This is a genomic window from Streptomyces sp. NPDC101234 (genome assembly GCF_044767525.1).
In the GTDB taxonomy this organism is placed as follows: Bacteria; Actinomycetota; Actinomycetes; order Streptomycetales; family Streptomycetaceae; genus Streptomyces; species Streptomyces sasae.
This window is the reverse complement of record NZ_JBIWOA010000017.1, coordinates 167,479-192,771: the sequence shown is the minus strand read 5'-3', so window position 1 is coordinate 192,771 and position 25,293 is coordinate 167,479. Positions and strand designations below refer to the sequence as shown.

General features: G+C 70.4%; 23 protein-coding genes. 15 read left to right on the top strand and 8 right to left on the bottom strand.

The annotated features are described in order from the left end of the window. Positions 1-143: 143 nt before the first annotated feature. Together ACIRR9_RS29625 and ACIRR9_RS29620 are read right to left on the bottom strand one after the other, a co-directional pair. Positions 144-437 (bottom strand): MTH1187 family thiamine-binding protein, encoded by a 294-nt coding sequence (locus tag ACIRR9_RS29625; protein WP_365348704.1) that lies wholly within the window; start codon positions 435-437, stop codon positions 144-146. Next, complete coding sequence (locus tag ACIRR9_RS29620) at positions 434-778, bottom strand: DUF3817 domain-containing protein (RefSeq protein ID WP_365348702.1); 345 nt, start codon at positions 776-778, stop codon at positions 434-436. Before ACIRR9_RS29620 ends, ACIRR9_RS29625 begins: the two co-directional genes overlap by 4 nt. Before the next feature lie 135 nt (positions 779-913). Here ACIRR9_RS29620 and ACIRR9_RS29615 point away from each other — a divergent pair, with 135 nt between their 5' ends. The 5 genes from ACIRR9_RS29615 to ACIRR9_RS29595 all read left to right on the top strand — a co-directional run bounded on the left by ACIRR9_RS29615 (position 914) and on the right by ACIRR9_RS29595 (position 3,976). After that, positions 914-1,252, top strand: a complete 339-nt coding sequence (locus ACIRR9_RS29615) for a DUF6191 domain-containing protein (protein ID WP_403757844.1) — start codon at positions 914-916, stop codon at positions 1,250-1,252. A 76-nt stretch (positions 1,253-1,328) separates the two neighbouring features. After that, complete coding sequence (locus ACIRR9_RS29610) at positions 1,329-1,961, top strand: AIM24 family protein (protein ID WP_123981352.1); 633 nt, start codon at positions 1,329-1,331, stop codon at positions 1,959-1,961. Between the two features lies 1 nt (position 1,962). Then, positions 1,963-2,613: an AIM24 family protein gene (locus tag ACIRR9_RS29605; RefSeq protein ID WP_403757952.1), complete on the top strand. Its 651-nt coding sequence runs from the start codon at positions 1,963-1,965 to the stop codon at positions 2,611-2,613. Positions 2,614-2,651: 38 nt separating this feature from the next. After that, complete coding sequence (locus tag ACIRR9_RS29600) at positions 2,652-3,407, top strand: AIM24 family protein (protein ID WP_403757949.1); 756 nt, start codon at positions 2,652-2,654, stop codon at positions 3,405-3,407. Between the two features lie 92 nt (positions 3,408-3,499). Continuing rightward, on the top strand, positions 3,500-3,976 hold the full coding sequence (locus ACIRR9_RS29595) for a MarR family winged helix-turn-helix transcriptional regulator (protein WP_089098733.1): 477 nt from the start codon (positions 3,500-3,502) through the stop codon (positions 3,974-3,976). A gap of 71 nt (positions 3,977-4,047) precedes the next feature. On the opposite strand, the gene ACIRR9_RS29590 is transcribed toward ACIRR9_RS29595, so the two are convergent. From ACIRR9_RS29590 to ACIRR9_RS29580, 3 genes are all read right to left on the bottom strand, one after another. Next, complete coding sequence (locus ACIRR9_RS29590; RefSeq protein ID WP_403757842.1) at positions 4,048-5,316, bottom strand: MFS transporter; 1,269 nt, start codon at positions 5,314-5,316, stop codon at positions 4,048-4,050. A gap of 176 nt (positions 5,317-5,492) precedes the next feature. Continuing rightward, on the bottom strand, positions 5,493-6,449 hold the full coding sequence (meaB, locus tag ACIRR9_RS29585) for a methylmalonyl Co-A mutase-associated GTPase MeaB (RefSeq protein ID WP_365348692.1): 957 nt from the start codon (positions 6,447-6,449) through the stop codon (positions 5,493-5,495). Positions 6,450-6,478: 29 nt separating this feature from the next. Then, positions 6,479-7,684 (bottom strand): acetyl-CoA C-acetyltransferase, encoded by a 1,206-nt coding sequence (locus ACIRR9_RS29580; RefSeq protein WP_403757838.1) that lies wholly within the window; start codon positions 7,682-7,684, stop codon positions 6,479-6,481. Between the two features lie 149 nt (positions 7,685-7,833). Here ACIRR9_RS29580 and mce point away from each other — a divergent pair, with 149 nt between their 5' ends. The 7 genes from mce to ACIRR9_RS29545 all read left to right on the top strand — a co-directional run bounded on the left by mce (position 7,834) and on the right by ACIRR9_RS29545 (position 17,784). After that, positions 7,834-8,274 (top strand): methylmalonyl-CoA epimerase, encoded by a 441-nt coding sequence (gene mce / locus ACIRR9_RS29575; RefSeq protein WP_365348688.1) that lies wholly within the window; start codon positions 7,834-7,836, stop codon positions 8,272-8,274. A 222-nt stretch (positions 8,275-8,496) separates the two neighbouring features. Further along, on the top strand, positions 8,497-12,345 hold the full coding sequence (scy, locus tag ACIRR9_RS29570; RefSeq protein WP_403757835.1) for a polarized growth protein Scy: 3,849 nt from the start codon (positions 8,497-8,499) through the stop codon (positions 12,343-12,345). 195 nt (positions 12,346-12,540) lie between these two features. Continuing rightward, positions 12,541-13,476 (top strand): cellulose-binding protein, encoded by a 936-nt coding sequence (locus ACIRR9_RS29565; protein WP_403757832.1) that lies wholly within the window; start codon positions 12,541-12,543, stop codon positions 13,474-13,476. A 333-nt stretch (positions 13,477-13,809) separates the two neighbouring features. Beyond that, a complete protein-coding gene (locus ACIRR9_RS29560; protein WP_403757829.1) occupies positions 13,810-14,766 on the top strand; it encodes an ABC transporter ATP-binding protein in 957 nt (318 codons plus the stop codon). Position 14,767: 1 nt separating this feature from the next. Next, complete coding sequence (locus ACIRR9_RS29555) at positions 14,768-15,544, top strand: ABC transporter permease (RefSeq protein WP_403757826.1); 777 nt, start codon at positions 14,768-14,770, stop codon at positions 15,542-15,544. A gap of 120 nt (positions 15,545-15,664) precedes the next feature. Further along, positions 15,665-16,909 (top strand): ABC transporter ATP-binding protein, encoded by a 1,245-nt coding sequence (locus tag ACIRR9_RS29550; RefSeq protein WP_403757823.1) that lies wholly within the window; start codon positions 15,665-15,667, stop codon positions 16,907-16,909. Then, positions 16,906-17,784: an ABC transporter permease subunit gene (locus ACIRR9_RS29545; protein WP_403757820.1), complete on the top strand. Its 879-nt coding sequence runs from the start codon at positions 16,906-16,908 to the stop codon at positions 17,782-17,784. Before ACIRR9_RS29550 ends, ACIRR9_RS29545 begins: the two co-directional genes overlap by 4 nt. 11 nt (positions 17,785-17,795) lie before the next feature. Here the strand turns inward: ACIRR9_RS29545 and ACIRR9_RS29540 are convergent, their stop codons facing one another. After that, positions 17,796-18,137 carry an ATP/GTP-binding protein gene (locus tag ACIRR9_RS29540; protein WP_365347613.1) on the bottom strand — a complete coding sequence of 114 codons (342 nt, stop codon included), beginning with the start codon at positions 18,135-18,137 and terminating at the stop codon, positions 17,796-17,798. 222 nt (positions 18,138-18,359) lie between these two features. On the opposite strand from ACIRR9_RS29540, the gene ACIRR9_RS29535 reads away from it, so the two are divergent. Beyond that, positions 18,360-19,388 carry an LLM class flavin-dependent oxidoreductase gene (locus tag ACIRR9_RS29535; RefSeq protein ID WP_403757817.1) on the top strand — a complete coding sequence of 343 codons (1,029 nt, stop codon included), beginning with the start codon at positions 18,360-18,362 and terminating at the stop codon, positions 19,386-19,388. Between the two features lie 106 nt (positions 19,389-19,494). On the opposite strand, the gene ACIRR9_RS29530 is transcribed toward ACIRR9_RS29535, so the two are convergent. Then, positions 19,495-19,887, bottom strand: a complete 393-nt coding sequence (locus ACIRR9_RS29530) for an SCO5389 family protein (protein WP_403757814.1) — start codon at positions 19,885-19,887, stop codon at positions 19,495-19,497. Between the two features lie 322 nt (positions 19,888-20,209). Between ACIRR9_RS29530 and ACIRR9_RS29525 the strand changes: the two genes are divergently transcribed. Both ACIRR9_RS29525 and nucS read left to right on the top strand, forming a co-directional pair. Beyond that, on the top strand, positions 20,210-21,832 hold the full coding sequence (locus tag ACIRR9_RS29525; protein ID WP_403757812.1) for a recombinase family protein: 1,623 nt from the start codon (positions 20,210-20,212) through the stop codon (positions 21,830-21,832). Positions 21,833-21,970: 138 nt separating this feature from the next. Beyond that, on the top strand, positions 21,971-22,642 hold the full coding sequence (gene nucS / locus ACIRR9_RS29520) for an endonuclease NucS (RefSeq protein ID WP_403757809.1): 672 nt from the start codon (positions 21,971-21,973) through the stop codon (positions 22,640-22,642). A 58-nt stretch (positions 22,643-22,700) separates the two neighbouring features. On the opposite strand, the gene ACIRR9_RS29515 is transcribed toward nucS, so the two are convergent. Continuing rightward, a complete protein-coding gene (locus ACIRR9_RS29515) occupies positions 22,701-25,193 on the bottom strand; it encodes an ATP-binding protein (protein ID WP_403757806.1) in 2,493 nt (830 codons plus the stop codon). Positions 25,194-25,293 lie beyond the last annotated feature (100 nt).

The window sequence follows — 25,293 nt, the reverse complement described above, 5'->3', positions numbered from 1 at the left end:
GGTCTTCTGAGTGTCCGTCAAGCGCTTTTTGAGCGAGTGCTCAAACCCTCTGGTGATGACGGTAGCTCTTTTTGAGCGATCGCTCAATCGGGTGACAGAAGAAAACCCCGGCCCTGAAGGGCCGGGGTTCCGCAGGGAGTTGGCTAGCCGGCGAGGTACCGCTCGACCGTCTCCACCTTGCTGGTGAGCCCGTCGGTGACACTGGGCCGGATGTCCGCCTTGAGGACCAGGGAGACCCGCGGGGCACGCTCCTCGACGGCGGCGACGGCGCGCTTGACGACGTCCATGACCTCGTCCCACTCGCCCTCGATCGAGGTGAACATCGCGTCGGTGCGGTTGGGCAGCCCGGACTCGCGGACCACCCGGACGGCGTCGGCGACGTACTCCCCCACGTCCTCGCCCACGCCCAGCGGCGTCACGGAGAAGGCGACGATCATGCGTTCACGACCCCTTCGTTGCGGGCGCGGGCCGCGATGAGCGCGTCCTCGGCCTCCCGGCGCAGCTTGCGCTCGGCGAAGAAGCCGCCGGTCGGCAGGACGGAGAGGACGAAGTAGAGGAGGCCGGTCTTCAGGGGCCACTTGGTGCGGTTCCAGGCGTCGGCCCAGAAGATCACGTAGAGGACGAACAGGACACCGTGGATCGCGCCCATCACGGGCACCGCGTTGAAGTCCGTGGTCCGCTTGAGCACCGAGCAGACGAGGAGGATCAGGAAGGACACGGCCTCCGGGGCGGAGACCAGACGGAGGCGGCGGATGGCGGTGGCGGTCTTGATGTCCACGAGTCACCTTCGGTGGGAGGACGTCCACTCTTTGTGAACGCGAGCACAAACGTTCCACCATTGTGGCAAAGGAGCCTCGCGGGTCCGGCGCGGGGGTGGCAGGCTGGGGCCCCGAGACGGAGGGGGCGCCCAGGGATGCAGTTCGTCTTCTTCATGACCCTGCCGGGGCTGGTGGTGCTCCTCACCGTCCTGGCCTTCGTGGACCAGCTGCTGATGCGGGCCGGACGGGCCGGGGCGCTGCCCTGGCGCAATGCCGGGCGCCGGGGCCAGATCTCCGCGACCGGCTTCGAGCAGCTGCACGCGGCCCTCTCCGCGGGCAAGCAGAACGAGCTCAAGGAACGGCAGAGCGCGCTGGTGCTGCGCGACGACGAGGAGGACGGGGCGCCACCGAGGTCGACCGTCGACCTCACGGCCGGGACGGCCGTCATACGGATCCCGGGCGACCGGAGGACGCACCGCGGGACGCACCCCTAAGGGGTGGATCCGGGTCCGGGTCCACCCACGGGACCTGTCGCCGCCATCGGCCTGCGGCTACCTTCGCAGCGTGGCGATGTTCCGACTTCAAGGAAGCAAGGTGCTCGCCGTCGAGATGACCGGGGACGCCGTGAAGGCGAAGAACGGCTCGATGGTCGCGTACGACGGGCAGATGGCGTTCAAGAAACTGACCGGCGGGGGCGAGGGGCTGCGGGGGATGGTGACCCGGCGCCTCACCGGTGAGCAGATGACGGTGATGGAGGTGAAGGGGCACGGGACGTGCTGGTTCGCGGACCGGGCGTCCGAGATCAACCTGGTCGGCCTGCAGGGCGACAAGCTGTACGTCGAGTCGAGCAACCTGCTCGCGACCGACGCGGGGCTGCGCACCGGCACGACCTTCACCGGCCTGCGCGGCGCCTCCCAGGGCAACGGTCTGTTCACGACGACGGTCGAGGGCCACGGGCAGGCCGCGATCATGTCGGACGGCCCGGCGGTGGTGCTCCGGGTCAGCCCGCAGTACCCGCTCACCGTCGACCCGGGCGCCTACATCGCCCACCAGGGCAACCTCCGCCAGTCCTTCCAGTCGGGTGTGACATTCCGCACCTTCCTGGGCGAGGGCGGCGGCGAGGCCTTCCAGATCCGGTTCGAGGGGGACGGGCTGGTGTACGTACAGCCGAGCGAGCGGAACACGATCGCGGGGGATGTGTGAGATGGCCCTGCGCGAGGTGAACTCCAAGATGGTCGAGGCGACCGTCGTCCCGGGGCAGCGGCTGTACAGCCAGCGCGGCGCGATGCTCGCGTACAAGGGCGAGGTGTCCTTCACCCCCAACATCCAGGGCGGGCAGGGCGGGGTGATGTCGATGCTCGGCCGCCGGGTCGCCGGCGAGGCGACCCCCCTCATGACCGTCGAGGGCAGCGGCACGGTCTTCTTCGGGCACGGCGGCCACCACGTCCACGTGATCAACCTCTCCGGCGACACCCTCTACGTCGAGGCGGACCGGCTGCTCGCCTTCGAGGGCACCCTCCAGCAGGGCACGATGTTCATGGGCTCCCAGGGCGGGGTGATGGGCATGGTGCGCGGCCAGGTCACCGGCCAGGGCCTGTTCACGACCACCCTCAAGGGCCGGGGCGCGGTCGCCGTGATGGCCCACGGCGGGGTCTTCGAGATCCCGATCACCCCGCAGCGCCCGGTCCATGTCGACCCGCAGGCCTACGTCGCCCACCACGGCGACGTCCGCCACAAGCTGTCGGCCGCGCTCGGCTGGCGGGACATGGTGGGCCGCGGCTCCGGAGAGGCGTTCCAGCTGGAGCTCAGCGGCAACGGCACGGTGTACGTCCAGGCCTCGGAGGAGAAGCTGTGAGCGGATACGGCGCCACCGGACCGGTCGTGTACGACCCCATGACCCTGCCGGCCGACGACAACGTCAACAAGTACACCTTCTGCGTGGAGCTCAAGAGCGGCCAGTGGTTCCTGCAGAAGGGGAAGATGATCGCCTACTACGGCTCGATCGACTTCAACGGCGTCGGGCACGGCCGCCTCGACCGACTGATCCGCACTTCCTTCCATTCGCCTCTGCACGCGAGCGACTGGGTGGTGGCGGAGGGCTCGGGCAAGATGCTCCTCGCCGACCGGGCCTTCGACGTGAACTCCTACGACCTGGACGACGGCAACCTGACCATTCGCTCCGGCAACCTGCTCGCTTTTCAGCCAAGTCTCGCTCTGAAGCAATCAATCGTTCCGGGTTTTCTGACCCTTATCGGAACCGGAAAGTTTGTGGCCGCGTCTAACGGCCCGGTGGTGTTCATGGAACCCCCGATCCGGGTGGACCCGCAGGCGCTGGTGGGATGGGCCGACTGCCCCTCCCCGTGCCACCACTACGACCACGGTTACCTGACCGGCGTGATGGGCGGTCTACGTGCGATGACGGGCCTCGGCGGGGCCTCCGGGGAGGAGCACCAGTTCGAGTTCGTCGGGGCGGGCACGGTCCTGCTCCAGTCCACCGAGACCCTGATGGCCGAGCAGGCCGCGGGAGCGGTTCCGCAGGAGCCCGGAGTGCCCGGCGGAGGGGGGCCTTTCACAGGCCATCCACAGCAATCGGGCACACCGCGCCTTCCCGGACAGCTGGGGGACCTCCAGCGTCGCTTCGGGCTGTGAGCGGTAGTCTGCGGAGTGTGACATCGAACGCGTGCGCACAGTCACACCACCCTCACTAGTTCGCCTTTCAACATTTTAGGTAGACTTCATACATGGAGACCGAGACGGCCACGCGCTGGCTGACCGATGCGGAGCAGTGCGCCTGGCGCACCCACCTGGAGGTCAACAGGCTGTTGACGTACCAGCTCGAAAAGGATCTGCAGCCGTTCGGCCTGACAATGAACGACTACGAGATCCTGGTGAACCTGTCCGAGTCGGAGGACTACCGGATGCGGATGAGCGACCTCGCGTCCGCGACCCTCCAGTCCAAGAGCCGGCTCTCGCACCAGATCACCCGTATGGAGAACGCGAACCTGGTCCGCCGCGAGAACTGCGAGTCCGACCGCCGGGGGCTGTTCGCCGTCCTCACCGAGCACGGCATGGAGACGATGAAGAAGGTGGCGCCACATCATGTCGCCTCCGTGCGACGGCACTTCATCGATCTGCTGTCGCCGGAGGCACTGATAGAGCTGGACAAGGGCCTGAAGCCGATCGCCGAGCACCTGCGGGGGCAGCGCGGGCGCCCGTGACAACGAACCACAACTGAAGGCAGCGGCGGACGAGGGTTCAGGTCTCGTCCGCCGCTCGCTGTAGCGCCCCGTCAGGGGCGCGGGGCTGTATCTGATGTGCGGCTACCGCCGCGTGGGCGCGCCCAGCCCCCACCGACCCGCGGCCAAAGGACGGCCCGCACCGCTACGGCGGCTACGACGGCAACTCCACCCGACAGCGCGAAGCACACCCACAGCGGTACCGATCCCACCAGCACCCCCGCCACCACCGACCCACCCGAACTCCCCGCGTTCACCGCCGCGTTCACCCACGCCCCGGCCCGTGTCCGCTCCTCCTCCGCCGCCGTCTCGTCGGCCAGCAGATACGCCGTGGTCAGGGTCGGTGCCACGAACGCCCCCGCCATCGCCATGGCACCGGCGAGCGTCCACAGCCCGGGCGCGAAGCCGGCGGCCACCAGGACCGCCCCCAGCCCCACCGACAGCCACGCCAGCCGCTCCCCCGCCGGACGGCGCCACTCCACCGCCCCGTTCAGCAGCCCTCCCACCGCGCTGCCCGCGGAGAGCGCGGCCAGCACCCAGGGGACGACCCCGTCGCCGTACGACCGCTGCTCCGCGAACGCCATCACCAGCAGGTCCGCCGCACTCAGCGCCAGGCCGAGACCGGCGGCCGCGACCACCGGGGCCGCCGGGAAGCGGCCGGGCGCGCGGCCCTTCTCCCGCTTGGGCGGCACCGCTCCCCGCACCGCCGGCGACATCACGAACACACATGTGCCGGCCAGCATCAGCACCGCGCTCAGCAGCAGCCCCGCCGGGGGCGGGCCGAACCGCAGCAGCAGGCCCACCAGCGCCGGGCCCGACACGAACAGCAGTTCCTCGGCGACCCCGTCCAGGCTGTACGCCCGTCGCAGCAGGGCGGGGTCGTCGACCAGCCGGCCCCACACCGCCCGCATCGTGGGGCCCAGCGGCGGCGCGACGCAGCCGGTGAGCGCGGCGGCCGTGGCGAGGACCGCCGGCGGTGTGCCCGGTCGCCAGGTCAGGGCGGCCAGGAGGCACAGCAGCGCGCTGTAGGCGGCTGCCAGGGGCGGCAGGGCGCGCCGTGGGCCGTAGCGGTCCACCAGGGTCGCCCGGACGGGCAGCAGGACGACCGTCGTGCCGCCGAAGAGGGCCATCACCAGGCCGGAGACGGCGTAGGAGCCGGTCGCCCCGGTCACGGACAGCAGCACGGCCAGCGAGACCGTGCCGTAGGAGAGCCGGGCCGCGAGGGCGGCCAGGAAGGTGTGGCGTGCGTGCGGGACGCGCAGGACGGCGGCGTAGGAGGGCCGCGGGGCATGCGAAGGGCGCGATGAGGTCAGCGCGGACATGAGGGTTCCTCGGTCAGAGGCGGAAGAGGGGACACCTGAGCGCGCCACGGCACGGGGTCTTCACGTGCCGGTGGCGGCGCCGGGTGCGCTCTTACGCCAAGGAGAGGAACATGCCGGTCAAGTTAGCAGCGGCAAGGGAGGGTTGGCCATCGCCGGGGCCTGCGGCGGGGCCGCCGTCAGGCTTCCGTCAGGCTCGCCACCAGTTCGTCCGCCGCGCGGTAGGGGTCGAGCTCGCCGGCCACGATGCGTTCCGCGAGGGCGCCCAGGTGGCGGTCCCCGTGCAGGTCGCCGATGCGTTCGCGCAGGGCCGTGACCGCGATCGTCTCGACCTCGCGGGAGGCGCGGGACAGGCGGCGTTCCGCCAGGACGCCCCGCTCCTCCATCCATGCGCGGTGCTTCTCCAGGGCTTCCACCAGCTCGTCGATGCCCTCGGCGCGGGCCGCGACCGTCTTGACGATCGGGGGCCGCCAGTCGCCGGGGCCCCGGGACTCGCCCAGGCCCAGCATGTGGTTCAGTTCGCGGGCCGTGGCGTCCGCGCCGTCCCGGTCCGCCTTGTTGACGACGTAGACGTCGCCGATCTCCAGGATTCCGGCCTTGGCCGCCTGGATGCCGTCGCCCATTCCGGGGGCGAGCAGGACGACCGAGGTGTCCGCCTGGGAGGCGATCTCGACCTCCGACTGGCCCACGCCGACCGTCTCCACCAGGATCACGTCGCAGCCCGCCGCGTCCAGGACGCGGATGGCCTGGGGGGCCGACCAGGCGAGACCGCCCAGGTGGCCCCGGGTCGCCATCGAGCGGATGTAGACGCCGGGGTCGGAAGCGTGGTCGGACATCCGGACCCGGTCGCCGAGGAGGGCGCCTCCGGAGAAGGGCGAGGACGGGTCGACGGCCAGGACGCCAACCCGTTTGCCTTGTTTGCGGTACGCCGTCACGAGGGCGGAGGTGGAGGTCGACTTACCGACCCCCGGCGAGCCCGTCAGGCCCACCACGTACGCATTGCCGGTCAGTGGCGCCAGTGCCGCCATGACCTCCCTGAGCTGCGGGGACGCCCCCTCCACCAGTGAGATCAGCCGGGCCACCGCACGCGGTCGGCCCTCCCTGGCCTGGGCCACCAGTGTGGCGACGTCCTGCATCACAGCTCCGTTCGCTCAGGAAAACGTGTTCAGGCCTTCGGTACCCGCACGATCAGCGCGTCACCCTGGCCGCCGCCACCGCACAGCGCGGCCGCGCCGACCCCGCCGCCCCGGCGCTTGAGCTCCAGGGCCAGGTGCAGGACGACACGCGCGCCGGACATGCCGATGGGGTGGCCGAGGGCGATGGCGCCGCCGTTGACGTTCACCCTTTCCGTGGACACGCCGAGGTCCTTCATTGACTGCACGGCGACCGCGGCGAAGGCCTCGTTGATCTCGATGAGGTCGAGGTCGGAGACCTCCAGGCCGTCCTTCTTCAGGGCCTGCTGGATGGCGTTGGACGGCTGGGACTGGAGCGAGTTGTCCGGGCCGGCCACGTTGCCGTGCGCGCCGATCTCGGCGAGCCACTGAAGGCCCAGTTCCTCGGCCTTGGCCTTGCTCATCACGACCACGGCCGCCGCGCCGTCCGAGATCTGCGAGGAGGTGCCGGCGGTGATCGTGCCGTCGCGGGTGAACGCGGGCCGCAGCTTGCCGAGCGACTCCACCGTGGTGTCGCCGCGGATGCCCTCGTCCTTGCTGAAGACGACCGGCTCGCCCTTGCGCTGCGGGATCTCGACCGGGGTGATCTCGGCCTCGAAGATGCCGTTCTTCTGCGCGGCGGCGGCCCGCTGGTGGGACAGGGCGGCGATCTCGTCCTGCTCGGGGCGCAGGATGCCGAGGCGGGTGTTGTGCTTCTCCGTGGACTCGCCCATGGCGATGCCCTCGAAGGAGTCGGTGAGGCCGTCGTACGCCATCGCGTCGAGCATCTCGATGGCGCCGTACTTGAAGCCCTCGCGGGACTTCGGGAGCAGGTGCGGGGCGTTGGTCATGGACTCCTGGCCGCCCGCGACCACGATGTCGAACTCGCCGGCGCGGATCAGCTGGTCGGCGAGCGCGATGGCGTCGAGGCCGGACAGGCACACCTTGTTGATGGTGAGCGCCGGGACGTTCATCGGGATGCCGGCCTTGACGGCGGCCTGGCGGGCCGGGATCTGGCCGGCGCCGGCCTGGAGCACCTGGCCCATGATCACGTACTGCACCTGGTCGCCCCCGATCCCCGCACGGTCGAGGGCGGCCTTGATCGCGAAGCCGCCGAGGTCGGCTCCGGAGAAGGACTTCAGCGAGCCCAGCAGCCGTCCCATGGGCGTCCGCGCGCCCGCGACGATCACTGAGGTGGTTCCGGCGGTTCCAGAAGTCATGAGCTGCGAATCCCCTTACCGGCTGCACTGCCGAGGAGTGAACGAGGGTTTACTTCGAATGTATTGCGTGGCACTCCGTGCCGTCATCGGGCCGTCAGTGTGATCGCTGGCACGTTGCGTAACCATCCCGGTGGCGCTGCACTGAATCCATGCTGACGCGAATCGACCACATCGGGATCGCCTGTCACGACCTCGACACGACCGTCGAGTTCTACCGGGCCACGTACGGCTTCGAGGTGTTCCACACCGAGGTCAACGAGGAACAGGGCGTGCGCGAGGCCATGCTCAAGATCAACGAGACATCCGACGGAGGCGCCTCCTACCTGCAGCTTCTGGAGCCGACCCGGGAGGACTCGGCGGTCGGGAAGTGGCTCGCGAAGAACGGCGAGGGTGTGCACCACATCGCCTTCGGTACGGCGGATGTGGACGGCGACGCGGCGGACATCCGTTCCAAGGGCGTACGCGTTCTGTACGACGAGCCACGGATCGGCTCCATGGGGTCGCGGATCACCTTCCTGCACCCGAAGGATTGCCACGGTGTACTGACAGAACTGGTCACTTCGGCGGCTGTTGAGTCACCTGAGCACTGACCCTCGTACATATGGGCCGGTAGGGTTGGGGGCGGTCGTCCCTTCGCGTGTTCGCAGGACCGGGGCGGCCGCATGCCGGGGTCCGGGTTTCGGGGGACGAGCGTCGGGGCAGCAGCCCATGCTCCGCCGTTGATCTGACACCATTCCCCGGGGGCCCCGTTCGGCGGATGGACGGTGCTCGTACGGAGAAGGTTGCGACCAGGGGACGGATGGGACCGCGCAGTGCGGGGCTACGAGAGCCAGGAGCGAGAGCCGGCGGCTGACGTCGACCACCTCACTCGGTTCGAAGCCGAGATGAAACGGCTGAAGACCGAGCGGGAAAAGGCGATCCAGCATGCCGAGGACCTCGGCTACCAGGTCGAGGTGCTGCGCGCCAAGCTGCACGAGGCGCGGCGCACCATCATGTCCCGGCCCGCGTTCGACGGCGGTGACATCGGCTATCACGCCGAGCAGTTGCTCCGTAACGCCCAGATGCAGGCCGACTCGATCCGCCAGGAGGCGGAGCGGGTGGCCGCGGAGGCCCGGGCGCAGACCCAGCGGATCCTCCAGGAGCACGCCGAGCAAGCGGCGCGGCTCCAGTCCGAGCTGCACCAGGAGGCGGTGACCCGCCGCCAGCAGCTGGACCAGGAGCTGGCCGAGCGCCGGCAGACCGTCGAGTCGCACGTCAACGAGAACGTGGCGTGGGCCGAGCAGCTGCGGGCCCGCACGGAGTCGCAGGCGCGGCGACTGCTCGACGAGTCGCGTGCCGAGGCCGAGCAGGCCTTGACGGCCGCCCGTGCCGAGGCCGAGCGGCTGACCGGCGAGGCCCGGCAGCGGCTGACCAACGACGCCGAGGCGGGCCGCGCGGAGGCCGAGCAGATCCTGCTGCGCGCCCGCCGGGACGCCGAGCGGCTGCTGAACGCCGCCTCCACCCAGGCCCAGGAGGCCACCGACCACGCGGAGCAGCTCCGTAACTCCACCGCGACGGAGTCGGACTCGGCGCGCCGGCAGGCCGGTGAGCTGAGCCGGGCCGCCGAGCAGCGGATGGCGGAGGCCGAGGAGGCGCTGCGCAAGGCGCAGTCCGAGGCCGAGAAGCTGGTCACCGAGGCGGAGGCGGCCGCCGCCAAGGCCCTGGCGAGCGCCGAGGCCACCAACGAGCAGCGCACCCGTACCGCCAAGGAGCAGGTCGCCCGGCTGGTCACCGAGGCCACCAAGGACGCCGAGGTCACCAAGGCGGACGCCGAGCAGGTCGTCGCGGATGCCAAGGCCGAGGCCGAGAAGATCATCGCGGAGGCCTCCGAGAAGGCCCGCACGCTCACCGCCGAAGAGAGCGCCTCCCAGCTGTCCAAGGCCGCCAAGACCGCCGAGGACGTCCTGAACAAGGCGTCCGACGAGGCCAGGCAGACCACCCGGGCCGCCGCCGAGGAGGCCGAGCGGATCCGCACCGAGGCGGAGACCGAGGCCGACCGGCTGCGCGCCGAGGCGCACGACATCGCCGAGCAGCTCAAGGGCACGGCGAAGGACGACACCAAGGAGTACCGCGCCAAGACGGTCGAGCTGCAGGAGGAGGCCCGCCGGCTGCGCGGCGAGGCCGAGCAGCTGCGGTCCGACGCGGTCGCCGAGGGCGAGTCGATCCGTGCCGAGGCCCGGCGCGAGGCCGTGCAGCAGATCGAGGAGGCGGCCAGGTCCGCCGAGGAGCTGCTCGCCAAGGCCAAGGCCGACGCCGACGAACTGCGGCAGACCGCGACCACGGACAGCGAGAAGGTCCGCACCGAGGCCATCGAGCGCGCGACCGCGCTGCGCCGGCAGGCCGAGGAGACCCTGGAGCGCACCCGGCAGGAGGCCGACCGGCTCCGCGCGGAGTCGGAGGAGCAGTCCGAGGGCCTCAAGGCGGACGCCGAGCGGGCCGCGGCCGAGCTGCGCGAGGAGACCGAGCGGGGCGTCGAGGCCCGGCGCGCGGAGGCCGCCGAGGAGCTGACCCGGCTGCACACCGAGGCCGAGGACCGGCTGACGGGTGCCGAGCAGGCGCTGACCGAGGCCCGCGAGGAGGCCGGCCGTATCCGCCGGGAGGCCGGCGAGGAGACCGACCGGCTGCGCGCCGAGGCCGCCGAGCGCATCCGTACGCTCCAGCAGCAGGCCGAGACCGAGGCCGAGCGGCTGCGCGACGAGGCCGCCGGTGACGCGTCCGCGTCCCGTGCGGAGGGCGAGGCCATCGCCGTACGGCTGCGGTCCGAGGCCGCGGCCGAGGCGGAGCGGCTCAAGCAGGAGGCCCAGGACACCGCCGACCGGGTGCGTGCCGAGGCGCAGGCGGCCGCCGAGCGGCTGTCCACCGAGGCGTCCGAGACGCTGGCCGCCGCCCAGGAGGAGGCCGCCCGCCGGCGCCGCGAGGCCGAGGAGCTCCTCGGTTCCGCCCGTCAGGAGGCCGACCAGGAGCGCGAGCGGGCCCGCGAGCAGAGCGAGGAGCTCCTCGCGTCGGCGCGCAACCGTGTCGAGGAGGCGCAGGCCGAGGCGCTGCGGCTGGTCGAGGAGGCGGACCGGCGGGCCACCGAGATGGTGTCGGCCGCCGAGCAGCACGCCCAGCAGGTGCGGGACTCGGTCTCCGGGCTGCACGAGCAGGCGCAGGACGAGATCACCGGGCTGCGTTCGGCCGCCGAGCACGCGGCGGACCGGACCCGCCGGGAGGCGGAGGAGGAGTCGGACCGGGTCCGCGCCGACGCCTACGCGGAGCGGGAGCGGGCCAGCGAGGACGCCACCCGGATCCGGCGCGAGTCGAACGAGGCGTCCGAGGCCGCGAAGGCGCTGGCCGAGCGGACGGTCGCCGACGCCATGGCGGAGTCGGAGCGGCTGCGTTCGGAGGCGTCCGCGCACGCCCAGCGGGTGCGTACGGAGGCCTCCGACACCATCGCCCAGGCCGAGCAGGACGCCTCGCGTGCGCGCGGCGAGGCCCGGGAGGACGCCAACCGCATCCGTTCGGACGCGGCGACCCAGGCCGACACCCTCATCACGGAAGCCCGCAACGAGGCCGAGCTCCTCCAGAACGAGACCATCGCGGAGGCCGACCGGGTCCGCGCCGACGCCATCGCCAAGGCGGAGAAGCTGATCGCGGACGCCACCGGGGACGCGGAGCGGCTGCGCGCCGAGGCCGCGGAGACGGTCGGTTCGGCCCAGCTGCACGCCGACCGGACCCGTGCCGACGCCGAGCGGCTCAAGGGGGACGCGGAGGCGACGGTCGAGCGCCTGCTCAACTCCGCTCGCACGGAGGCCGAGCGGACCCTCGACGAGGCCCGCAAGGACGCCAACAAGCGGCGCCAGGACGTGGCCGAGCAGGTCGACACGCTGATCACGGAGACCACCGCCGAGGCCGACAAGCTGCTCACCGAGGCCCAGCAGCAGGCCCACAAGACCACCGCCGACGCCGAGTCGCAGGCCGACACCATGGTGGGCGCGGCCCGCACCGAGGCCGACCGGCTGGTGTCCGAGGCCACGGTCGAGGGCAACTCGCTGGTGGAGAAGTCCCGTACCGACGCGGACGAGCTGCTCGTCGGCGCGCGCCGGGACGCCACCGCCATAAGGGAGCGCGCGGAGGAGCTGCGCGACCGCATCACCAGCGAGATCGAGGGGCTCCACGAGCGGGCCCGCCGTGAGGCCGCCGAGACCATGAAGTCCACCGGCGACCGCTGCGACGCGCTGATCAAGGCGGCCGAGGAGCAGCTCTCCAAGGCCCAGGCCAAGGCCAAGGACCTGGTCTCGGAGGCCAGCTCCGAGGCGGGCAAGGTCCGGATCGCCGCCGTGAAGAAGGCGGAGGGGCTGCTCAAGGAGGCCGAGCAGAAGAAGGCCACGCTCGTGCGGGAGGCCGAGGAGCTCAAGGCCGAGGCGATCCGCGAGGCCCGGCGCACGGTCGAGGAGGGCAAGCGCGAGCTGGAGATCCTGGAGCGCCGGCGGGAGAACATCAACGGCGAGATCTCTCGTGTCCAGGACGTCCTGCAGGCGTTGGAGTCCTTCGAGGCCCCGTCGGCCGGCAAGGACGGCGGGGTCAAGGCGAGCAGCACGGTGGGGGGCCCTCGATCGGGTGGCAAGGCGTCAGAAGGCTAGAGACCGGAGAGGGTTCTGTAGTCTTCTGGGGTATTTGACCGGATCTGGGGCTGAGGCTTTGGCAAGCGTTCTCACAGCCAGCCACCCAAAAGGGGTGTCATTCTCCAGATCAAACACGCATCCGCTCGATGACACACCGCTTTCGCCCCTAGGATTCCACCTATCACCTCACCGGTCTCACTCGACAGGAAACCCATGAGCGACACTTCCCCCTACGGCTTCGAGCTTGTGCGGCGTGGGTACGACCGCGCGCAGGTGGACGAACGCATCTCCAAGCTCGTCTCCGACCGTGACAGTGCTCTCGCCCGCATCACCGCTCTGGAAAAGCGCATCGAGGAGCTCCACCTCGAGACGCAGAACGCCCAGGCCGCCGTCACCGACGCGGAGCCGTCGTACGCCGGTCTCGGCGCGCGTGTCGAGAAGATCCTGCGCCTCGCCGAGGAGGAGGCGAAAGACCTGCGCGAGGAGGCCCGTCGGGCGGCCGAGCAGCACCGCGAGCTCGCCGAGTCGGCGGCCCAGCAGGTGCGCAACGACGCAGAATCGTTCGCTGCGGAGCGCAAGTCCAAGGCCGAGGACGAGGGCGTCCGGATCGTCGAGAAGGCCAAGAGCGACGCGTCGCAGCTGCGCTCCGAGGCCCAGAAGGACGCGCAGTCGAAGCGCGAGGAGGCCGACGCCCTCTTCGAGGAGACCCGTGCGAAGGCCGCGCAGGCCGCCGCCGACTTCGAGACGAACCTCGCGAAGCGCCGCGAGCAGTCCGAGCGTGACCTGGCCTCCCGCCAGCAGAAGGCCGAGAAGCGCCTCGCGGAGATCGAGCACCGCGCGGAGCAGCTTCGCCTGGAGGCGGAGAAGCTGCGCACCGACGCGGAGCGCCGTGCGCGCCAGACCGTCGAGACGGCTCAGCGCCAGGCCGAGGACATCGTCGCCGACGCGAACGCCAAGGCCGACCGGATCCGCTCGGAATCCGAGCGCGAGCTGGCCGCGCTGACCAACCGCCGCGACAGCATCAACGCCCAGCTGACCAACGTCCGCGAGATGCTGGCCACGCTGACCGGTGCCGCGGTGGCTGCCGCGAGCTCTCCGGCGGAGGACGAGCCGATCTCCCGCGGGGTTCCGGCTCAGCAGTCCCGGTAAGCAGTAGCGACACAAAGGCCCGCATTTCCTTCGGGGGTGCGGGCCTTCGTCGTGGGATACGGGTGCGGCGGAGGGGATGCGGGCCTTCGTCATCGGGTGCGGGTCAGTTGGTTTTCGGGGTGGTGGGGCTTCGGTGTCGGGTGCGGGCCGGTGGGGGCTGTTCGCGCGGTTCCCCGCGCCCCTGAAAGCAGGGCGCTGCAGCCGGCGCCCCTTCAGGGGCGCGGGGAACTGCGCGAGCAACCACGACGGAGCCGCACCCTCCCACCCACCGTGCCCACCCCCTTCGGCGCCATCGAGTGGCAGCCCCCCCGAACCCGGTCATAGCGTGGCCGCATGATCGAGCTGGAGGGACTGACCAAGCGGTACGGCGACAAGACGGCGGTCGACGATCTCACCTTCACCGTGCGGCCCGGCATCGTGACCGGGTTCCTCGGGCCCAACGGGGCCGGGAAGTCCACGACCATGCGGATGATCCTCGGGCTCGACCACCCCACGGCCGGCCAGGTGCGGATCGACGGCAAGCGGTACCAGCAGCTGAAGGACCCGCTGACGTACATCGGGGCGCTGCTCGACGCGAAGGCCATGCACGGTGGCCGGACTGCCTTCAACCATCTGCTGTGTCTCGCGCAGAGCAACGGGATTCCCCGGCGCCGCGTGACCGAGGTGCTGGACACCGTGGGGCTCACGGCCGTGGCGCGGAAGAAGGCCAAGGGGTTCTCGCTGGGGATGGGGCAGCGGCTCGGGATCGCCGGGGCGCTGCTGGGTGATCCGCGGATCCTGATGTTCGACGAGCCGGTGAACGGGCTCGACCCGGAAGGGATCCACTGGATCCGGACCCTGATGAAATCGCTTGCCGCTCAGGGGCGGACCGTGTTCGTGTCGAGTCACCTCATGAGCGAGATGGCACTGACCGCCGATCACCTCGTCGTCATCGGGCAGGGGCGGCTGCTCGCCGACACCTCCATGGCGGACTTCATCCGGGCGAACTCACGGTCGTACGTACGGGTCCGCTCCCCCCAGCGCGAGCGGCTGCTCGACGTGTTGCACGGGGCCGGGATCACCGTCGTCGAGACGGGGACCGGGGCGCTGGAGGTGGAGGGCGGGAAGGCCGAACCGATCGGGGAGCTGGCCGCGCAGAACGGGGTCGTGCTGCACGAGCTGAGCATCCAGCAGGCCTCGCTGGAGGAGGCGTTCATGCAACTGACGGCGGAGTCCGTGGAGTACCACGCGCATTCCGACTCGCCCCCGGTGCCGCAGGAGTGGGGCGCCGGCTGGGACAAGGGGGCTTGAGATGGCGGTCGTCACGCAGGTCGTACGGTCCGAGTGGACCAAGATCCGGTCCGTCGCGTCCACGGTGTGGACGCTGTCCCTGTCCTTGGTGCTCACCGTGGCTCTCGGGACACTGCTCTCCTGGCTGGCGAACCACCAGTTCGCGAACATGCCGGCGCGGCAGAGGCTCTCCTTCGACCCGACCAACATCAGCTTCGCCGGGATGACCCTCGGCCAGCTGGCGATGATCGTGTTCGGGGTGCTGGTCGTGTCGAACGAGTACAGCACCGGGATGATCAGGACCTCGCTGGCCGCGGTGCCGCAGCGGGCCACCTTCCTGTTCAGCAAGATCGGGGTGGCGGCGGGGCTCGCACTGGCCGTCGGCATGGTGACCAGCTTCACCGCCTTCTTCCTCGGGCAGGCGATGCTCGGCTCCCACCGGGCTCACCTGGGCGACACCGGGGTGCTGCGCGCGGTCGTCGGCGGCGGGCTGTACATGACGCTCATCGCGATGTTCTCCATGGGTGTGGCCGCGATGCTGCGCTCGCCGATGCTGTCGATGGGCATCCTGATGCCGTTCTTCTTCCTGATCTCCAACATCCTCGGCAACGTCGACGCGACGAAGAAGATCGGCCGGTTCCTGCCCGACCAGGCGGGCGGCCACATCATGCAGGTGGTGCCGAGAGCCGGCGACGACGTCCCCTACGGGCCCTGGGGCGGGCTCGGGATCATGGGGCTGTGGGTGGTCGCCGCACTGGCCGGCGGGTACGTCCTGCTGAAGAATCGGGATGCCCAATGACTTGATCGGTAGCGACCGGCTTTGCCACTTCTTGATGGGAACCGTCAGCGCCCGGATATCCTCCTAACCCTTACGGGGGCGTCTGCCCTGCTGTCCTGATCCTTTCGATGGGTGCGGAGCATGATCGAGGCTGTCGGCCTGACCAAGCGCTACGGCGACAAGACCGCCGTGTACAACCTTTCCTTCCAGGTGCGTCCCGGGGCCGTCACCGGCTTCCTCGGGCCCAACGGCTCGGGCAAGTCGACGACCATGCGGATGATCCTGGGTCTGGACAACCCCACCGCCGGCTCGGTCACCATCGGCGGCTACCCGTACCGCAAGCTGCCCAACGCCGCCCGCCAGGTCGGCGCGCTGCTCGACGCCAAGGCGGTGCACGGCGGCCGCAGCGCCCGCAACCACCTGCTCAGCCTGGCCCAGCTGTCCGCCATCCCGGCCCGCCGGGTGGACGAGGTGCTCGGGGTCGTGGGGCTGCAGGACGTGGCCGGCAGGCGCTCCAAGGGCTTCTCGCTCGGTATGGGCCAGCGCCTCGGCATCGCCGCCGCGCTCCTCGGCGACCCCCAGGTGCTGCTCTTCGACGAGCCGGTCAACGGCCTCGACCCCGAGGGCATCCTCTGGGTGCGCAACCTGATGAAGTCGCTCGCGGCCGAGGGCCGTACGGTCTTCGTCTCCTCCCATCTGATGAGCGAGATGGCGCTGACCGCCGACCACCTCATCGTCATCGGGCGGGGCCAGCTGCTCGCCGACATGAGCGTGACGGACTTCATTTCGGCCAACTCCGCCGACTTCGCGAGAGTCCGCACCCCGGACACCGAGCCCCAGCAGCGCGAGAAGCTCAGCTCGGCGCTGACCGAGGCCGGCGGCCATGTGCTGCCCGAGCAGGACGGCGCGCTGCGGGTGACCGGCCTGCCGCTGCCGCGGATCAGCGACCTCGCGCATGAGGCGGACGTACGGCTGTGGGAGCTGTCGCCGCACCAGGCCTCCCTCGAAGAGGCGTACATGCGGATGACGCAGGGCGCCGTGGACTACCGGTCCACCACCGACCAGAAGGCCGGGCTCCAGCAGCCGCTGCCGCCCGGGGCGCAGCCGCCGATGCCGGTGCCCGGACAGGGCCAGCCGGGCTGGTACGCCCCGCCGCCGCCCCAGCAGGGCGGTGCCCCGTTCGCGAACCCGTACGGGGCACAGGGGGCGCCCGCGGGGCCGTACGGCGCTCCGCAGGGGCCGTACAACCCCTACGCGGCCCCGGCGCCCGCGCCCGCTCCGGCGCCCGCCGCCGAATCGTCACAGCCGGCCTCGGCGCCCGCCGCTGCCCCCGCCGCGCCCGCCTCCGCCCCCGCCGACCTGACCAAGCCCGAGGACGCCCGATGAGCACCCACCAGCCCCCGATGCCGCAGGCACCCCAGGCCGCGCCCGACTGGCAGGCGGCGCCCGGCGGTCCGTACCCCGGTTACACCTCGCCGATCCCGGTGGTGCGCACCAACCTCGGGCACGCGATCACCTCCGAGTGGACGAAGATCCGGTCGGTGCGCTCGACGATGTGGACGCTCGGCGTGTTCGTGCTGCTCGTCGTCGGCATCGGCCTGCTCGCCGCCGCGATCGTCAGCGGCTCCTCCACCGAGGACCTCGGCGGCCAGAACGCCCTGTCCCTGGGCTTCTTCGGACTGCTGCTCGGCTGCATCTGCATCATCACGCTGGGCGTGCTGACCACGGCCTCCGAGTACGGCACCGGCATGATCCGTACGACGATGGTGGCCTGCCCGTCCCGGGTGCGGGTGCTCGCCGCGAAGTCGATCGTCTTCTTCGTGGTCGCCTTCGTGATCACGCTCGCGACCAGCTCGTTCGTGGCCATGACCCAGGTGTCGATGATGGGCAGCGCCGCCCGGACACCCTCCGGCGGGGAATGGCTGAAGGCGACCGTCGGCGTCAGCCTCTACATCGCGCTGCTCGGGCTGCTCTCCCTGCTCGTCGGTTCCGTCATCCGGCACTCGGCGGGCGCCATCACCATCATGATCGGCGCGGTGCTCGCCCCGCTGGTGATCGCGCTGTTCATGTTCTCCTCGCAGCTGGAGAAGGTGCGTACGGCCCTGTTCGAGTACTCGATCCCGAACCAGATGAGCATCTTCTACTCCAACTCGCTCGGCGACGGCGGCCCTTCGGGCTGGGACCCGCTGTGGATCGTCCTGGGTGTGACGGCCGTCGCGTTCGCGGGCGCCTGCGCGCTGCTGGAGAAGCGGGACGTGTAGCCGTACGGCTCTCAGAACTTCGGCGCGTTACGGGACCGCTGCACCCGCGTGGTGCGGCGGTCCTTCGCGTTCCAGCAGGCCTTGTGCCAGTGCCGGCGCTCGTCGACGCCCGAGTGCTCGGGCCAGGCCACCACGTGCGGGACACCGGAGGCGATCATCTGGTCGCAGCCCGGGCAGCGGTACGTCTTGCCGACCGCGCTGGCGCCCGCCACATGCCGTACGCTCCACTCCTCGCCCTGCCAGCTCTCCGTGGACTGCCAGCCGCCGTAGCGGTCCGCGCGGTCGTCCTCGGCGCTCCGGCCGGAGGAGGCCGCCGGGTTCGGGCCCTTGGGTCGGTTGCGACGCGGGGACACGGGACACCTCTCGGGGCTATACAGGAAGCACGGGCTGTGACCAGCCTACGACGCGCGTACGGGGGTACGCGTAGGGCACCAACCCGCACAAGTCCCCCTCCAGGACGACCCATTCTCCAGACAATCCGCAAATCTCTTCGCCAGGCCGTGTCCTCGGCACGTGTCAGACGGTTATGCCGGGTGGGGGAGCTCCGGGTAGGAGCCAGGAAAGCAGGAAATGCGATGCGCGTTGGAAGTTTTGTGCTGGCCGCCCAGTTCCCGGGCCAGGGCCAGGGGGAGGCCCTGCACCGGGCGGTGCGCACGGCGGAAGTGGCCGAGGAGGCCGGTCTGGACGCGGTCTGGCTGGCCGAGCACCACTTCGTGCCGTACGGCACGTGCCCGTCCGCGGTCACCCTGGCGGCACTGCTGCTGGGCCGCACCAGCCGCCTCAGGGTCGGTACGGCGGTGAGCGTACTGCCCACGGTCCACCCGGTGGCGCTCGGCGAACAGGCCGCGCTGCTGCATGTGACCAGCGGCGGCCGCTTCACGCTCGGCGTGGGACGGGGCGGGCCGTGGGTGGATCTGGAGGTGTTCGGGGCCGGACTGGAGGCATACGAACGGGGCTTCCCGGAATCACTCGATCTGCTGGTCCGCTGGCTGCGCGAACCGCGCGTGTCGGCCAGGGGTCCGCGCTTCTCGTTCCGTGAAGTGCCCGTCGTACCGCGCCCGTCGGAGGCGCTGACCGAGGTGCCGGGACCGGAGGTCGTGGTCGCGTGCACCTCGCCGGCGAGCGTCCGGCTGGCCGCCGAGCGAGGGCTGCCGATGCTGCTCGGCATGCATGTCGGGGACGAGGAGAAGGCCGAGATGGTCGCCCTGTGGCGACAGCACGCGCGGGCGGCCGGGCGGCCCACGGAGGAGATCACGGGCGCCGCCCATGTCTCGGCCGGGGTCTGCCAGATCGCCGACCGGCGCACCGACGCCGCGGAGACCCTGACGAAGGCGATGCCCGGCTGGCTGAAGCAGGGGCTGGAGGCCCATGTGACGGTGGACGGCCGGTTCCGCTCGATGCGCGACCCGCTCGCGTACACGGAACTGCTCTGCGGACTGCACCCGGTGGGTACCCCGCGGCTGTGTGTCGACCGGCTCGCCGCGACCTCCGAGCGGACCGGTATCTCCCGTTTCGCCCTGTTGACCGAGGGATCCGGAGACCTTGCGGCCACGGAGGAGAACGTACGACGGCTGGGTGCCGAGGTACTGCCGCACCTCCGGTGACCTCACACCTCCGCGGGGAGCTTGCCGCCCCAGTGACTGATTGCACCTCCCGCGTGTGGAGCGGCAAGCAAGCGGCTCACTGCGTCAGCAGTACCGGAGCTCCGTGTCAGCAGTCCCGGAACTCCGGGGACTGGTTCAGCAGCTGACTGCGCACCGAGGTGAAGCGGGCCAGCGTCTCGTCGACCGAGACGTCCAGCGGGAACACCGCAACCCGGTGGCAGTTCTGGAAGGCAAGCCGCACACCGAAGTGCCGCTGCAGGGCGCCGCGTATGGCGTCACTCGCGAGCGCACGCAGCAGCTGACCGCGTGCCTGCTCGTCCGGCGGGGGCGTCTGGTTGTCGGCGAAGTCTCCGCCGTCCACCTTCAGCTGGGCCACCAGGGAGCTGATCATCTCCCATGCGTAGGGCAGGGAGGTCCGGACGCAGTCGACGAAATCTGCTTCGTCGACCTCGCCTCGCTCGGCCTGTTCGAGTAGGGCCGGTGAGACGTCGAGCGACATGGGTTCTCCTCTCGCACCCCCGAACAACAGGGGTTGCCGGACAGGTAAGGGAGTTCGCGATACCGAACACTCTGAGTACACACATCGCGACCTCCCGTTTACTACGGTAGGCAACGGGCGGTGACCCCACCAGGAGATTGCGTATATGCGCCGGTCCCTTTAGGCACACAATCGGCCAGTGTTGAACAGAGGTGTGCAAGCGACTCATCCGGGTCAACCACGAGTGGTCAGATCCTGGTCAAAACAGAGACTGTGACTTTGACATCTCCAAACACTCGGTAGCTTTGGGCACGGATGTCCGTGGACGCCGGGGGAGACAGACATGCGCGTGTTGGCCGTCAAGCGGATCAGTCGAGACACGGAGACGTCGTCGGCGCTGGAACGTCAGGGAGTCGAACTGTCGGAAGCCATCGTCAAGGGCAGCCATACGGTCGCAGGGTGGGTGGAGGACGTGACCGTTTCCGGGGCAGTGGATCTCGATCAGCGGCCGTCCCTCGGAAGGTGGCTGCGGGCTCCCCTGGTCCACGAGTGGGACGCCCTCATGGTGACCACACAGGACCGGATCAGCCGGGACGACATGCACTGGTGGTCCTTCATCCGATGGGTGCTGAACAACGAAAAAGACATCCTGGTTCTGGACGACCCGTCCTTCGACGTTTCGACACCGAACGGTCGCATGGTTGCGGGCATCAAGGCAGCCCAGGCGGCCAACTACCGGAACTCGGTCAAGGAAAAGAAGCTCAACCAGACGAAGCACCACCGCGACGAGAACCTTTGGGGCGGCGGCACCTGGCCGTTCGGTTATCGCGCTACCGTCTTCGCGCACAACGGCACATCCCGGTGGCGTCTCGAAATCGACCCGGTAACAGGCCCCCTGGTACAGGAGGCCTACGACCGCATTGTGAACAGGAATGAATCCCTGGGCTCCATCGCCAGGGACTGGAACGCCCGAGGGGTTCTCACCGCCCTTGACCATATACGCAACGTGAACGCACAGGAGGGCCGAATCGGCGTCAAGTGCGACGTCAAGGGAACCAAATGGGCCACCAGCACGATGACGGCCGTATTCACCAAGAAGTCCATCATGGGCTACGCCATGCACAAGGGTGAGCCCATCATTCGTCACGGCTTACCCGTCGTCTGGGCGGACCCTCTCCTCACCGAGGACGAATGGGAGAAGCTGCAAGAGGTAATGGCCAGGAGGGCTCGCGGCAAGGGAGGCCCGAAGCGCACAGCCACACACCTGGCAGGTGTTGCGTTCTGCAAGTGTGGTGAACCGCTGTACTCCAATACTTCCAGGCGGAAGCTCGCAGACGGAACGGTCAGGGAGTACAGCTACTACCTGTGTCGCTCTTGGGGGCGCAAAGACGGCACACGCTGCAAGTGGGTCACGTCCTGGCAGAAGAGTCTCATCGAAGAACTTTTGACAGAGCGCTTTCTGGCAGCAGCGGGCGGGCTGGAGATCACAACTCGCACTTACGTTCCGGGGGTCGACAAGTCTCACGAAATCAAGCGGATTACGGAGGCTCTGGACAACCTCGCCGGAAACCTGACGAGCCTCAAACCAGGGAGCGCTGCGGCACTGGCGGTCATCCGAAGCATGGAAGAGCACGAAAAAGCGCTGGAGACGCTGAAGTCCATGCCGGTGATCCCCGCTCGATGGATCGAGGAAGGCACGGGGGTCACGTACCGGCAGCAGTGGGAGCGTGACGACTGGGCGGCTCGCGGTGAGCTCCTCCGTAAGACCGGAATTCTCATCCTCGTGGGAGGGACGACCAAGGAACCGGCCGTCTGGCTGCACCTCCCGGACGACTTGGCTCAGCGCGAAATCGATCTTCATTCCGGTCATGTCCCCATCGCCCCCGAGGAATGGCGGAAGGGACTGAGGAAGGCGACAGAGCCATTCCGGGGTCACGATGCCGAAATCCACCGGACGAGCGCGTGATCCGGACCTAGGAACTCGCCGCCTGTTCCCTGCCCGCCCCCTGCCGGACACAGGTCGAGTGGTGGCCTCCGCGGAGTGGCGTGGTGCGACCTGCCGGAGCGGTCATACCGGGTCCGCAAGCCCCGTAGGCTGGCTCCCATGCGTCTCGTCATCGCCCGTTGCACCGTGGACTACGTCGGCCGGCTCTCCGCCCACCTGCCCTCGGCCAAGCGTTTGCTCATCTTGAAGAACGACGGCAGCGTCTCCGTCCACGCGGACGACCGGGCCTACAAGCCCCTCAACTGGATGTCGCCGCCGTGCACCCTCAAGGAGGGGGCCGGTGACGAGGAAGGCGTCTGGACCGTCGTCAACAAGGCGGGCGAGAAGCTCATCATCACGATGGAGGAGATCCTCCACGACTCCTCACACGAGTTGGGCGTCGACCCGGGCCTGATCAAGGACGGCGTGGAAGCGCACCTGCAGGAGCTGCTGGCCGACCACATCGAAACCCTCGGCGACGGCTACACCCTCATCCGCCGCGAGTACATGACGGCGATCGGCCCGGTGGACATCCTCTGCCGCGACGCGGACGGCCAGACCGTCGCGGTCGAGATCAAGCGCCGGGGCGAGATCGACGGCGTGGAACAGCTCACCCGCTACCTTGAGTTGCTGAACCGCGACCCTCATCTGGCGCCCGTCCGGGGCGTCTTCGCGGCCCAGGAGATCAAGCCGCAGGCACGCGTCCTCGCCACGGACCGGGGCATCGGCTGCACGGTCCTGGACTACGACGCGCTGCGGGGCGTCGAGGACGACAAGCTGCGTCTGTTCTGAGGACCGACGGAGAAACGAACGCGGGCGGCGGTGCGTGAAGCGCCGCCGCCCGGTTGTTTCAGATCACCAGGCCGGTCGATGTTCCCGTGCTGCTGCTCTCCGACGCCGCTGCCGAGCTGCTCGACGCGGCCGGGCCGCTGGACGTCGGGCCGCTGGCGGTGTCGGTCGTGGACGGGGAGTCGGACGGATCCGGCGACGGCGACGGGCTCGCCGAAGGTGAGGACGACTTCGACGGGCTGGCCGACGGTGAGGACGACTTCGACGGGCTCTGTGACGGCGACTTCGACGGTGAGTGTGTCGTGCCGCCGCTCGATGACCCCTTCGTCCCCGTCGGCGTGTCCGAGGGCGTCGCGCCGCCCGTCGGGGATGTCGGGTCGTCCGAGGTGCCGAGCGTGCCGTCGGTGCCCGGGTCCGTCGGCCTGCTCGTCGCCGTGCCCGTGTCCGATGTGCCCGAGGACTGCTTGGGGTCCGCGCCCAGGCTGCCGTCGCCCGTGCCCTCGCTCGCCGAAGGGTTGACGCTCACGTTGTTGGACGGGTCGTCGGCGTTGTCGTGGGACGTCATGCCCAGCCCGACCACGGTGCCCAGGACGGCGGTGAGGAGGACGCCCGCGCCCACCGCCACCAGGTTGCGGCGGGCCATGCGGACGAGGCCGCCGCCGCTCTCGACCGGCGTCGGCTCCTCCGGGACCCGGCGGGTGACCACCGTGTCCGAGAACGGGGAGTGCACGGCCGGGAAGGGGGTCGTGATCCCTCCCGCCGGGGATATGGACTCCTCGTGGCGGGCGTCGGATATCTCGTCGCCCGCCGTCGCGGCGATGGCGGGAGGCGCCTCGCCCGAGAGGTCGGCGACCAGCGCCAGCGCGCGCCGGCCGGCCGTCGTACCCCGCTTGTCGGAGAGCGCCCCGCGCAGGCCGATCGAGGCCTCCAGCTCGGCCCGGGCCCGGTCCAGCTGGCCGCCGCAGAGCGCGAGTATCCCCAACTCGTGGTGGAAGTAGGCCTGTTCGCCGACCTCGGCGGCGAGCCGGGAGGCTTCGGCGCCGCTCCGCAGCGCGGCTTCCCAGGCACCCCAGTGCAGCCCGGCCGCGAACGCGGGCGCGGCCGTACGGGCCAGTCGTACCGGCGTGGACTCCTCGTCCTCGGCCGGTGGCACGGTGGCGGGGACGAGGACGGCCAGCGCGGCGAGGAGCGCGTCGGCCTCGGCGCAGACCCGCTCCGGGGTGACGGAGGGGTGACCGGCCCACCAGGCGTAGTGCTGGGCGGCGGTGAGCGCCTGGGCCGCGGTGTCGTCGGCGTAGCCGACGGCCTCCAGCTGCTGCAGGACGCCCGCGGCGAGCCGGTAGCGGGAGCCCACCGGGGAGACCAGTCCGCAGGCCGCCAGTTCGCCGAGGGCCGCGTCCGCGTGGGTGTCGCCGACGAGCGCGGGCAGGTGGGCCTGGTGCGGGACCTCGCCGGCGAGGGCGACCGCGAAGCGCAGGGTGGCCCGGGCGGAGGCGCTGAGCCGGGCGGCGAGCAGCGGGGCGGGCGCGGCCGCCTCGCCGAGGGACGGGAGCGGGACCTCGTCGGTGGCCTCGGCGTCGAAGGGCACGTCGAGCGGTGCCTCGACCGGCAGCTCGGAGGCGAAGACGCCGAACTCGTCGACCGCGTCCGTGCTGGCGCGCACCTGGTCGCGCTGGCGGAGCAGTGCGCCCGCCTGCACGAACCGCAGCGGCAGGCCCTCGGACTCGAACCAGAGGTCGCCGGCCCAGTTGGCCTCCTCCTCGGTGAGCACCCGGCCGACCGCGCGCTCCAGGATCTCCACTCCCCCGGCCCGCTGCAGTCCGCTGAGGGGGACGTCCTCGACGGCGGAGTCGGCGGAGGGGGCCGGCACGTCCGGGGTGGCGCCGATCAGGAAGGCGCACTCGGGGGTGGCGTCGATCAGCTCGTCGAGCCCGGCGCCGCCGAACTCGATGTCGTCGAGGACGACGACCGCGCCGATGTCACGGATCAGTTCGAGGAGTTCCTCGTGATCGGGACGGTGGGCGGGCGCCCGGTAGACGGCGTGGAAGAGGTCGTGGAGCAGGTCTTCGGGGGTGCGGTGGAAGCCGTTGAGGCGGACCACGCCGTCGGGGGCGAGGTCGGAGCAGTCGTCGGCGACCAGGTCGAGGAGTGCGGTGCGGCCGGAGCCCGAGGGGCCGGTGAGACGCACGGAGCGGCCGCGGGCGAGGAGCCGTACGAGATGCTCGCGGTCGTCCTGGCGCTCCAGGAGGTGCAGTTCGGGCTGGGCGGGGCCGGGCGGTACCGGCGGCCGGGCGGCGCGCTCGTGGTCGGTGCGCTCGGCGGCGGTGCGCTTCTCGGGTCTGGCGGGGCGTTCGGCCGGCGGGCAGGGTTCAATCTCGCTGCCGTCGACGGGGTTGACGGTCAGCAGGAAGTCACCGGTGACCAGTCGTGCCGTGCGAGCCGGTGTGCTCTGGCCGAAGTCGTTGGTGAGGGATTCCCTGGGCGGGCGCTGGCGCGGCGTGCTGCCGTCGCCGTCCTGGCCGTACCCCTCGGGTCCCGGGTTGATCGGGTCCATAGGTTCCTAGCCCCCCAAAAGCGTGGTGTGCCGTGAATTCGGGCCCCTCCCGGCCTGTTGCACACTGCGCTGTCGCTTCTGGTCCGGGCCCGCGCTCGAA